We start from the raw sequence: 9704 nt of genomic DNA, 5'->3' as shown, positions 1-9704 counted from the left end.
TCGCTTGCGCTCGCAATGACGGTTTTGGGTGGGGCGTGGTGGCAGACGATGGCGGCCCCGGCCTGCGCCGGGGCGACGATTTTTGGGAATCGCTGTGCACATAAGCCGTTAACATTGTGCGTCGCCCCGGCGCGGGCCGGGGCCGCTGGCGTGCGGCGCTGTGGCTGCGTGGAGATGGGGCGGTCGGAGCGGGCGACGCCTCCGGGCTGAGCGGGTGAGGGGCACTCGCTGATTTTCCCTGATGGGGCTTTTTCGGAGATGGGTATGAAATGGTTCGGCCGAAAATCGGCCGGGCGCGAGGAGTCGCGTCCGGTGTTGTCGCGTGTCAGTGCCGGGGTGCCGGTGATCGGGGAATGGCCGCGCAGCTATGAGGCGCAGGTGCGCGATGCGTATCTGGGCAATGCGGTGGCGCAGCGGGCGGTTCGGCTGGTTGCCGAAGGGGTGGGGGCCGCGCCGGTTGCTGCGTCTTCGCCGGAGCTGGCGGCGCTGATCGGGGCGACGTCTGGCGGGCAGGGGCTGATGGAGAGGCTGGCGTCGCATCTGCTGCTGCACGGCAATGGCTATGTGCAGGCGATTGCGGACGGGGCGGGCGGCGTCGGCGAATTGTTCGCGCTGCGTCCCGAACGGGTGAGCGTCGAGCCGGATGCGCAAGGGTGGCCCGTCGCCTATCGCTATCGGGTGGGGGAGCGGATGACGCGGCTTGCCGCAGAGGATGCGGGCGGGCGGCCGCAGGTGGCGCATATCCGCAGCTTCCATCCGGTCGATGACCATTATGGGCTGGGGTGTCTGGGCGCGGCGGCGGGGGCGGTCGCGATCCACAATGCGGCGGCGAAATGGAACAAGGCGCTGCTCGACAATGCCGCGCGGCCAAGCGGGGCGCTGACGTACGAATCGGGCGATGGAGCGTCGCTGTCCCCTGAGCAATTCGAGCGGCTGAATGCGGAGATGCAGGCGGCCTTTGCGGGCGCGGCCAATGCGGGGCGCCCGATGCTGCTGGAAGGCGGGCTGAAATGGCAGGCGATGAGCCTGTCGCCCGCCGATATGGATTTTGTCGGGCTGAAGGCGAGTGCGGCGCGCGAGATTGCGCTGGCCTTTGGCGTGCCGCCGATGCTGCTCGGGCTGCCCGGCGACAGCACCTATGCCAATTATCGCGAGGCGAACCGCGCGCTGTGGCGGCAGGCGATCCTGCCGCTGACGGGGAAAATATTGTCGGCGCTGGAACAGATGCTGGCCGGATGGATACCGGGGGCGGCGCTGTCGGTCGATCTCGACCGGGTGGCGGCGCTGGCCGAGGATCGCGAAAGGCTATGGGCGCAGGTGAGCGCGGCGGGGTTTCTGTCGGATGAGGAGAAGCGGGCGATGCTGGGGATTGGGCAGGCGGGTTGAGGCGCGCGGGGCGATGGCCAGGGCGTAATCGCGAGGCGCGTAGCGACGTGGCGATCCAGCGACACGGACGCCGCTCTGGATTGCTTCGCTTCGCTCGCAATGACGGTGAGGCGTTACGTCCAGGTGCCGTGAATCGGGGGGAGCGCGATTCGGCAGACGCGGGCTTCGGCGTCCCAGACGCCGCCATGGGCCTCGCACTTTTTCACCAGAATGATGTCGGACCACCACAGAAATACGAGCAGCGCGGCGAGCAGTGCCACGAACATGAACAGGATTCGACCGGTCGAGGGGCGCATGGCGCTCCGGTAGGCCAGGCGATGCGCTGAGGGCAAGGGAGATGAGCGATGAGCAACGAACCGGTGCTGACGCACCTGATCGAACAGGCAGAGGCGGCAGGCGCGGCGCGGGTGACGCTGCGCGCGATCGTCGAGGAGGCGGGCGAACTGGGCGCGATGCGTGCGCTGAAACATATGGGGCTGGATGATCCGCAGGCGGCAAGGGACATGGGCGAGCTGCGGCAATTGCTGGCGGCATGGCGCGACGCCAAGAAATCGGCGCTGAAGGCGGCGATCGGTTGGCTGGTGCGGCTGGGGCTGGCGCTGGTGCTGATCGGCCTCGCCGTGCGGACGGGCTTTTCCGAATGGGTGAAATGAGCGTGCGGTTCGCGGGCTATGCCGCGATCTTCGATTGCCCCGACCGGGGCGGCGATGTGGTGCGCAAAGGCGCATTCGGAGCGGGTGCGGTGCGCGAGGGCGTGCCGCTGTTGTGGCAGCATAGCGGTGCGCCGGTGGGCGAGGTTGCGCTGATCGGTGAGGATGCGCGCGGGCTTCGCGTGACCGGAAGGATCGCTGATCCGGCGCTGGCGCGGCTGGTGGCTGGTGGCGGGGTGACGGGCCTGTCCTTCGGATATCGCGTCAGGGCGGCACGCCAAAGAACATATCGTGAACTAACGGCGCTGGATCTGATTGAGGTCAGCCTAGTGGCGCAGCCGATGCAGCGGCTCGCCCGGGTTCACGCAGTGGTGGTTGAAGAGGAGAAAATAGCATGACGACACAGATTACGGGCGATGCGCTGAGCATGACCTTTGCGGGGCAGGAGAAAGCGGGCGTGCCGGGTGCGCGACCGATGCTGATGGGTAGCACCGCGCCGGGGGCGGAGCTGTTCGGCGGGTTTTTGCGGTCGGGCAGTGGTGCGGTCGAGCTGAAGGCGATGTCGGGGGTGAGCGACGGTGCGGGCGGCTATGCCGTGCCGCAGGAAATCGATGCGATGATCGACCGGACGCTGGCCGATATTTCGCCGATCCGCAGCATCGCCAATGTCGTGAAGGTGGGCAGCGCAGGCTATCGCAAGCTGGTGACGAGCGGCGGTACGCCGTCGGGCTGGACCGGCGAGGGCGATGCACGGCCCGAAACGGCAAGCCCGGTGTTCAACGAGATCGCGCCGCCGATGGGTGAGCTTTACGCCAATCCGGCGGCGAGTCAGGCGATGCTCGACGATGCGGCATTCGATGTCGAAAGCTGGCTGGCGGGGGAGATTGCGAGCGACTTTGCGCGGGCCGAAGGGGCGGCGTTCGTTGCGGGCAATGGCATCAATCGGCCGAGCGGGTTCCTGAACGCCGCCATGGCGCGCACCGGGGACGCAACCCGCGCCTTTGGCACGCTGCAATATGTGCCGAGCGGGGCGGATGGTGCGTTTGGCGAGGAGCCCGACGAACTGCTGATCGATCTGGTTCAGTCGCTGCGCGCGCCGTACCGGCAGGGGGCGGTGTTCGTGATGAATTCGGCGACGCTGGCGCATGTCCGCAAGCTGAAAACGGCGGACGGTGCATTTCTGTGGCAGCCGTCGCTGGCATCGGGGCAGCCCGCTACATTGCTCGGCTATCCGGTGGTCGAGGCCGAGGATATGCCCGATATCGCGCCCGACCAGCCGGCAATCGCGTTCGGCAATTTCAGGGCGGGCTATCTGATCGCCGAGCGCAGCGCGACGCAGATTCTGCGCGATCCGTACAGCAACAAACCGTTCGTCCATTTCTATGCCACCAAGCGTGTCGGCGGGATGGTGAGCAATTCGGAGGCGATCAAGCTGATGAAGTTCGCCGCGAACTGAGGGGTGCCGGGGCGCTTTGTGAAAACGGGCGCCCCCCGTTCCTTCCCACCAACCGAAATGGAGAAAATCGATGCAGCCACCTTTTCCGGCGGCGGCGATCGCGGCTGCGCGCGATGCAGCCGCCGTCTATCTTCGCGATGGAAGCAGCGTCAATCAGGCGCGGATCGAGGCAATTGCGGGCGCTGCGCTGAGCCTCGCCGAGGCGTTTACCGGGCAGGCGCTGATGCTGCGCGAGCATGTCGCGGTGCTGCCGGTGACCGGCGAATGGATGCCGCTGCCCACTGCGCCGGTTGCTGCGGTCACCCAGGTGGCGGGACTGCCAGCCGAAGGGGCGGCGTTCGCGCTGCCGGTCGGTGCCTATGCAGTGGATGTGGACGCGCGCGGTGAGGGCTGGGTGCGGGTGATCGCGCCGGGCATTGCCGGGCGGGTGCAGGTGACGTTCAGCGCCGGGCTGTCGCCGGACTGGGAGCATCTTCCGCACGCCATCCGGCAGGGAGTCGTGCTGCTGATCGCGCATCTTTCGGATGAGCGCAGCGCGGATGATCCGCCGCCCGCCGCCGTGACGGCGCTGTGGCGGCCCTTTCGGCGGATGCGGCTGGCCGCTCCGCAAGCGTTTCGCGCAGCGGTGGGAGGATAGGATGTTCGAACGACTGGAGGCGCGCGGGCAGGTGCTGGCGCGTGAGGCGGCCCGGGCCGAGGCGAAGCGGATCGCTGGTTCGGTCGATGTGCCGGGGATCGGCGTCGAGGTGACCGATGACGGCGTCGTGCTGACCGGACGGGGATTGTGGCGGCGATGGATCAACGATGCGCGGTGGCGCTGGATCGCGGGATGGGCGGCATGAGTGGGGGCGAGGCGCTGCGCCGCGCGGTTGCGGCGGCGCTGGCCGATGCGATCGGGGCGGAGGTGACGGCGGTGTTCGATGCGCCGCCGCTGCGCTCCGCCATGCCCTATGCGCTGGTCGAGGAAGCGCAGCTTTCCGACTGGTCGACCAAGGACATGGCGGGGCGCGACGGGCGGGTGAGCGTGGTGATCCATGATGCGGGCGAGCGGCCCGAACGGCTGCGCGGGCTGGCGGAGCGGGCGGAGGCGGCGATCGGTGCACTGCCGTCCGCGCTGGGTGAGGGCTGGCGGATCGCGGCGCTGACCCTGACGCGCAGCCGGATCGTGCGGCAGGGCGAGCGGCACTGGAGTGCCCTTATCGAATTTCGCGTGGGCATGCTGCGCAGCAACTGAACAAGGGAGGCAAGGCAATGGCAGTCGAAAAGGGCAGCGCATTTCTGTTGAAGATCGGCGACGGCGCGGCGGCGCCGACCTATCGCACGATGGCGGGGCTGCGCACGACGCAGCTTTCGGTGAATGGCGAGATGGTCGCGATCACGTCGAAGGATTCGGGCGGGTGGCGCGAATTGCTGTCGGGTGCGGGGATCCGGTCGGTCAGCGTGTCGGGGGCTGGCGTGTTTACCGGGTCGGAGGCTGAGACGCGGCTGCGGAATAACGCGCTTTCGGGGCAGATCGACGACTATCGGCTGAGCTTCGAGGGCGGCGAGACGATGACCGGGCGGTTCCTGATTACCCGGCTGGACTATGCCGGCGATCATAATGGCGAGCGGACCTATACGCTGGCGCTGGAAAGCTCCGGCCCGGTGGTGAGCGCATGAGCGCCAATCCAGAGCGCGGCGAGGCGCAGATTCGGGTCGGGGGCGAGATGTTGCTGCTGCGCCCCAGCTTTGCGGCGCTGGTCGCGGCGGAGGGGGAGCTGGGGCCGCTATTCGCGCTGGTCGAGCGGGCGGTGGCGGGTCGGCTGGCGCTGGGCGAGATGGTCGGGCTGTTCTGGCATTGTCTGGTCGCGGTGCCCGAGGGGCTGAGCCGCGAGGCGTTCGGTGAGGCTGTGACGGCGGGCGGGCTGGCGGCGGCGAGCCCGGCGCTGCGCATGCTGCTGCAACAGATATTGGCGGGGCGGTGAGCGAAACGTTCGCGCGGCGTGCCGGGCGGCTGGCCGGGGCGGCCGGGCTCTGGTTCGGCTGGTCGCCCGATCAGTTCTGGCGCGCCACCCCGGCGGAGTTTGCCGCGTTGCTGATCGCGGCGCGGGGCGACGAGGCGGAGCCCGCCGATAGCGTGCTGATCGCCCGGATGATGGAGGCAGATCCCGATGGATGAGGAAATCGAACGGCTGATGGTCAGCGTTCGCGCCGATACGCGCGGCTTTTCGCGCGATGTGGATTCGATGCGGCAGGAAATGGAGGGACCGTTCGCGGCCGGGGTGCAGCGCGCCGAGCGCTCGGTCGAAACGACGCTCATCCGGGCGATCCGCAGCGGAAAGCTGGGGTTCGAGGAGCTGGAAAAGGTCGCGGTCGCGGTGCTCGACACGATTGCGGCCAAGGCGATTGAGGGGGGTATCGCGGCGTTGCTGGGCGGCGGCGGCGAGGGCAGCGCTGCACCGTCGGCGGGAGCGCTGCTGAGCGCGCTGGTCGGGCTGCCGGGGCGGGCGACGGGCGGACCGGTCAGCCCGGCGCGGCCCTATCTGGTCGGTGAGCGCGGACCCGAATTGTTCGTGCCGACGACGAGCGGAAACGTAGTGCCGCAGGCGGCAGGCGGGCCGCGTGAGGTGCGCGTGTCGATCAATATCAATGCGGCCGGAGGCGATGCGCCGCAGGCGCTCGCCCGGTCAGGGCGGCAGGTGGCGCGCGCGGTGAAGGCCGCGCTGGCGGAGGCGGGGTAATGGGATATTGGCTTGCCGAGGCGCGGCGCGGGCAGGATGCCGATGCGATCAAGCGGTTCGATCCGCGATTCTGGACGGTGAATTTTCCAAGGCCGATGATGGCGGCGGTGACGGCAGAGGCGCACGATTCGCTGCGGGTGACGTGCGCCTTTTACCGGCGCGATGATCTGGCCGGGTTGATCTGGGCGTCGGAGGATGCGTACGATCATCCGTTGCTGCGCTATGCGACGGATCGCGATTATCGGCGGTGCGTGCTGTCGTTTCGCTGGCGATCGTCGGGGGTGCGCGCCCTGGATGCGGTCAACGGGCCGGTGCTGACGATCGAGGGGCGCGATGCCGCGGGTGCGCCGCGCGCATGGTATGTGCGGCTGTGGAATTATGCGCACGGCGCGCCCGAAGATGCGCGGGTCCGGCTCGATTTCGGCGAGCTTTCCGGGGGGTTTTTGCTTCCCGATGAGGCCGATCCGGTCTGGGCGGGCGATGTCGACCGGATGTTCGTGTCGCTGGTGCCGCCCGATTATGACGGCAGCGACGCGATGCTCGCCGCGCCGGGCGAGGGCTGGGCGGAACTGAGCGAGATCGTTTGCGAAGGATCGGGCAGCGTCATCGCGATCGGCGACGCGATCGTGCCCGAACATCGGCTGGGGATCGCGAACGGCTATGACGACAGCTATCACCTGACCCCGGCGCGGGTGCTGCGTAACATCCTGCACCTCGGCTATCGCGGCGATATCGTCCATTATGTCGGGATGAGCCATTATTTCCGGCTCGAGCAGGTTTCGGGCGGGCTGTATGTCAGCCTGAAGGGCGGGACGCTGAACGCCCCGTGTGCTGCATGGCATCGCGATTTTGCGGCCTGTGCAAAGGCACTTGGGTTCGGGGTGATCTGGTCGCTTTCCTACGAATTGTTCGACGCGCATTGCTGGAACGACTGGAAGCAGCGGGCGAGCGATGGGTCGCCGGCGCTGACCGGATGGGAGCCGCCATCGACCCTGCTGTCGCCCGCGCATGACGGGGCGATGGGATATTTGCGCAGCGTGGCGGCGGCGTTCGTCGGGATCGCAGCTGAGGCCGGGCTGGCCGTCCAATTTCAGATCGGCGAGCCCTGGTGGTGGGTGATGCCCGATGGGCGGCCCTGCCTGTACGATGCGGCAGCGAAAGACGCGTTCGGTGGGGCGCCGGTGGCGATCGCGAACGTGCGCGGGGCGCTTTCGGAGGCGCAGCGCGATTTGCTCGATCAGGCAGGGGCAGTGCTGGCGGCGTCGACGCTGGCGCTGCGCGATGCGGTAAGGGCGGCGGCGCCGGGGGCGGTGGTGATGTTGCTCGCCTATCTGCCGACGGTGCTCGATGCGCGCGCGCCGGAGGTGCAGCGGATGAACCTGCCGGTCGGCTGGGCACGGCCTGCCTTCGATATCCTGCAGCTCGAAGATTATGACTGGGCGCAGGCGGGCAATGAAGCGGCGAGCGCGCGGGCGATTGCGCGAGTCGCGGCGCGGCTGGGCTATCCGGCGGACGAGCAGCATTATTTTGCGGGGTTCGTGCTTCGCCCCGAGGATCGCGGGCAATGGGATGCGATTCATGCAGCGGCGCTGCGCGGGCAGGCACGCGGGGTGGCGGCGACGTTCGTCTGGGCACTGCCGCAGGTGATGCGCGACGGTTTCATTCATTTTGACGAGGAGGCGGCGGTGCAGGCTTTTGACGATGTGCTGTTCCCGATTGCGCTGGGCAGCGAGGCCGAAGTGACGACCGAAGTATCGACCGCGATCGTCACCAGCGCGGGCGGATATGAGAAGCGCAATGCCGACTGGGCAGCGGCACGGGGTCGCTATGATGTCGGACCGGGGGTGCGATCCGAAAGCGATATCGCGACGCTGATCGATTTCTATCGCGCGCGGATGGGCCCGGCACGGGGGTTCCGGTTGCGCGATCCGTTCGATCACCGCTCCGGCCCCGAAGGTGCGGCGACCGATCAGCGGATCGGGACGGGCGACGGCGAGAGCGTCCGCTTTGCGCTGGTGAAGCGGCATGGCGAGAGCGAGCGGCGGATCACCCGGCCGGTGGCGGGCAGCGTTCGCGTGGCGGTGGCGGGGGTGGAGACAGCGAATTTCACGCTGGCCGAGGGCGGCTGGGTCGAGCTGGACGAAGCGCCCGCGCACGGTGCGGTGGTAACTGCGGGCTTCTCCTTCGATGTGCCGGTGCGCTTTGCCGAGGACCGGCTGAGCGTTGCGCGCGCGACGTTTCTGGCAGGGGTGGCGTCATCGGTGCCGCTGATCGAGGTTCGCGAGGCATGAGCATGGCGTGGTTAGAGGGGTCGCTGACCGCCATGACCTTTTGCTGGCGGATCGAGCGGCGCGACGGGGTAGCGATCGGGCTGACCGCGCATGATCGCGATCTGATGATCGATGGCCTTCGCTATCGCGCGTCGCCGGGGATGGTGCCCTCGGCGATCGAGCGGAGCGCCGATTTTGCGCCTGACAATGTCGAGATTGCCGGCGCGATGTGCAGCGATGCGATCAGCGAGGCCGATCTGCTCGCCGGGCGCTGGGAAGGGGCGACAGTGACGCTGTTCGCCTGCGACTGGGAGACGGGCAGCGAGCCGCTGGTGCTGGCCAGCGGGACGATCAGCGATGTGGCGATGGAGGATCAGGGCTTTACTGCGGAGCTGCGCGGGATTGCGGCGGCGCTCGACCTGCCGGTGAACGAAGTGACCTCACCCGGATGCCGCGCGATGCTGGGCGATGCGCGGTGCCGGGTGGCGATGGCGGGGCGGCGGCGCTTTGCGCGGGTGGTTGCGGTGGAAGGCGCGGTGCTGGGGATCGATCGGGCCGAGCCGGTCGCCAATGCCTATGGCTGCGGCATGCTGCGCTGGATGAGCGGCGGCAATAGCGGGCTGCGCGATGCGATTGCGGTGTCGGACGGCGCGACCGTCACGCTGCGCAGCCCGCCGCGCTTTGCGGGGGAAGGCGCGCTGGTCGAGCTGGTCGAGGGGTGTGACAAACAGCTTTCGACCTGTGCGGAGCGCTTTGCCAATGCAGGGAATTTTCGCGGAGAGCCGTATCTGCCGGGGATCGACCTGCTGACGCGCTATCCGGGCGAATGACTCCGGGGGAGCGTGCCGCTGAGGCGGCGATGGCGATGATCGGCGTGCGGTTCCGGCTGCATGGGCGCGATCCGGCGTTCGGGCTGGATTGTGTGGGGCTGGCCGCGGCGGCGCTGGGGAGCGATCGGCTAGGACCGGTTGCGACCGGCTATGGCTTGCGCAGCGGGGACAGGGGCAAGGCGGAGGCAGCGCTGATGCGCGCCGGGCTGAAGCGCGTGGAGGTGCCGGCGTCCGGCGATGTTCTCGTCGCGATGGCCGGGCCGGGGCAGATCCATCTGGCGGTGCTGGTGCCCGGCGGGCTGGTCCATGCCGATGCGATGCTGCGCAAAGTGGTGTTCCGGCCGGGCGATCCGCCCTGGCCGGTCGAGGGATATTGGCGAGTGACGAGCGGG

The 9704-nt window shown here is 68.5% G+C and carries 14 protein-coding genes and 1 pseudogene; 14 read left to right on the top strand and 1 reads right to left on the bottom strand.

Going from position 1 to position 9704, the window contains the following annotated elements:
• Nucleotides 1–264: 264 nt before the first annotated feature.
• Entirely contained in the window at nt 265–1386 is a 1122-nt protein-coding gene (locus EV664_RS03560) for a phage portal protein (RefSeq protein WP_133494331.1), read from the top strand.
• Nucleotides 1387–1499: 113 nt separating this feature from the next.
• On the opposite strand, the gene EV664_RS03555 is transcribed toward EV664_RS03560, so the two are convergent.
• Complete coding sequence (locus EV664_RS03555) at nt 1500–1682, bottom strand: hypothetical protein (protein ID WP_133494330.1); 183 nt, start codon at nt 1680–1682, stop codon at nt 1500–1502.
• A 48-nt stretch (nt 1683–1730) separates the two neighbouring features.
• Here EV664_RS03555 and EV664_RS03550 point away from each other — a divergent pair, with 48 nt between their 5' ends.
• The 13 genes and pseudogenes from EV664_RS03550 to EV664_RS19750 form a co-directional block, all read left to right on the top strand.
• Nucleotides 1731–2039 carry a DUF6127 family protein gene (locus EV664_RS03550; RefSeq protein WP_133494329.1) on the top strand — a complete coding sequence of 103 codons (309 nt, stop codon included), beginning with the start codon at nt 1731–1733 and terminating at the stop codon, nt 2037–2039.
• A complete protein-coding gene (locus EV664_RS03545) occupies nt 2036–2434 on the top strand; it encodes an HK97 family phage prohead protease (RefSeq protein ID WP_133494328.1) in 399 nt (132 codons plus the stop codon). Before EV664_RS03550 ends, EV664_RS03545 begins: the two co-directional genes overlap by 4 nt.
• Nucleotides 2431–3492 (top strand): phage major capsid protein, encoded by a 1062-nt coding sequence (locus tag EV664_RS03540; RefSeq protein ID WP_133494327.1) that lies wholly within the window; start codon nt 2431–2433, stop codon nt 3490–3492. The genes EV664_RS03545 and EV664_RS03540 overlap by 4 nt, the downstream gene beginning before the upstream one ends.
• Nucleotides 3493–3562: 70 nt before the next feature.
• Complete coding sequence (locus EV664_RS03535; protein ID WP_133494326.1) at nt 3563–4129, top strand: head-tail connector protein; 567 nt, start codon at nt 3563–3565, stop codon at nt 4127–4129.
• Between the two features lies 1 nt (nt 4130).
• On the top strand, nt 4131–4334 hold the full coding sequence (locus tag EV664_RS03530; protein WP_133494325.1) for a hypothetical protein: 204 nt from the start codon (nt 4131–4133) through the stop codon (nt 4332–4334).
• On the top strand, nt 4331–4726 hold the full coding sequence (locus EV664_RS03525) for a DUF3168 domain-containing protein (protein WP_162848766.1): 396 nt from the start codon (nt 4331–4333) through the stop codon (nt 4724–4726). Before EV664_RS03530 ends, EV664_RS03525 begins: the two co-directional genes overlap by 4 nt.
• Nucleotides 4727–4743: 17 nt before the next feature.
• Entirely contained in the window at nt 4744–5151 is a 408-nt protein-coding gene (locus tag EV664_RS03520) for a phage major tail protein, TP901-1 family (protein ID WP_133494323.1), read from the top strand.
• Nucleotides 5148–5456, top strand: coding sequence for a gene transfer agent family protein (locus EV664_RS03515; RefSeq protein WP_133494322.1), 309 nt, complete (start codon nt 5148–5150; stop codon nt 5454–5456). Before EV664_RS03520 ends, EV664_RS03515 begins: the two co-directional genes overlap by 4 nt.
• Nucleotides 5453–5650, top strand: coding sequence for a phage tail assembly chaperone (locus EV664_RS03510; RefSeq protein WP_133494321.1), 198 nt, complete (start codon nt 5453–5455; stop codon nt 5648–5650). The genes EV664_RS03515 and EV664_RS03510 overlap by 4 nt, the downstream gene beginning before the upstream one ends.
• Nucleotides 5643–6212, top strand: a complete 570-nt coding sequence (locus EV664_RS03505; protein WP_133494320.1) for a tail tape measure protein — start codon at nt 5643–5645, stop codon at nt 6210–6212. Before EV664_RS03510 ends, EV664_RS03505 begins: the two co-directional genes overlap by 8 nt.
• A complete protein-coding gene (locus tag EV664_RS03500) occupies nt 6212–8503 on the top strand; it encodes a DUF2460 domain-containing protein (protein ID WP_133494319.1) in 2292 nt (763 codons plus the stop codon). Before EV664_RS03505 ends, EV664_RS03500 begins: the two co-directional genes overlap by 1 nt.
• Nucleotides 8504–8505: 2 nt before the next feature.
• Nucleotides 8506–9312: a DUF2163 domain-containing protein gene (locus EV664_RS03495; RefSeq protein ID WP_133494318.1), complete on the top strand. Its 807-nt coding sequence runs from the start codon at nt 8506–8508 to the stop codon at nt 9310–9312.
• Nucleotides 9309–9692: pseudogene (locus EV664_RS19750) on the top strand (peptidoglycan endopeptidase); the annotation flags it as partial. The gene EV664_RS03495 and the pseudogene EV664_RS19750, both read left to right, overlap by 4 nt.
• Between the last annotated feature and the right edge of the window lie 12 nt (nt 9693–9704).

Source organism: Stakelama pacifica, from assembly GCF_004361835.1.
Lineage (GTDB): Bacteria > Pseudomonadota > Alphaproteobacteria > Sphingomonadales > Sphingomonadaceae > Sphingomonas > Sphingomonas pacifica.
This window is presented reverse-complemented; position numbering and strand designations above follow the sequence as displayed.